Source organism: Actinotalea sp. C106 (assembly GCF_023630195.1).
Lineage (GTDB): Bacteria > Actinomycetota > Actinomycetes > Actinomycetales > Cellulomonadaceae > Actinotalea.
Window position 1 is genome coordinate 1 of the sequence record NZ_JALPKN010000610.1, and the last position, 661, is coordinate 661.

At 79.0% G+C, this 661-nt stretch carries 1 protein-coding gene; it reads left to right on the forward strand.

From position 1 onward, the window contains the following. Positions 1 to 661: ABC transporter ATP-binding protein (locus tag L0B03_RS18780; protein WP_250448632.1), on the forward strand; the 661-nt coding region annotated here is incomplete at both ends.

Sequence of the window (661 nt, forward strand, 5' to 3'; positions counted from 1 at the left end):
CGGGGGAGCGCCGGGTCGCGCCCCCCGGCCCCCCAGGGGACGCCGGGGGGGCTGGTGGCCTCGCCCCGGGGCGGCCCCGGGCCGAGGGGGCGGTGGGCCTGGTCTTCCAACGGCCCGAGCACCAGCTCCTCGGACGCACCGTCGCCCGTGATCTCGCCGTGGGGCTGCTGCCGCGGGACCGTCGACGTGGGCGGGCCCTGCGGGGCCCTGCCCTCGACGAGGAGGTCTCCCGCACGGTGCAGCCCTGGCTCGACCGACTCGGGCTCACGGAGCTGGCCGAGGCCGACCCGTTCCGTCTCTCGGGGGGGCAGCAGCGCCGGCTGTCCGTCGGCTCGGTCGCGCTGCTGGGCCGGCCCGTGCTGCTGCTCGACGAGCCCACCTTCGGGCTCGACGCCGTCCAGACCGACGTCGTGGCCGCCCTGGTCGACGAGCTCGCCGCCGAGGGGACGGCCATCGGGCTCGCCACCCACGACCTCGACCTGGCCCGCGAGCTCGCCGATCACGTCGTCGTCCTGCGCGCGTGTGCCGTGCTCGCCCAGGGAGGCCGCGAGCTCCTCGAGGACACCGCCCTGCTGCAGGCCGCCGGGCTCGAGGCCCCGGAGCCCGGCGCCCCAGCACTCGGGGTGTCGCCCCTCGCGGCCGGCGCCCGCACCCCGGAGGT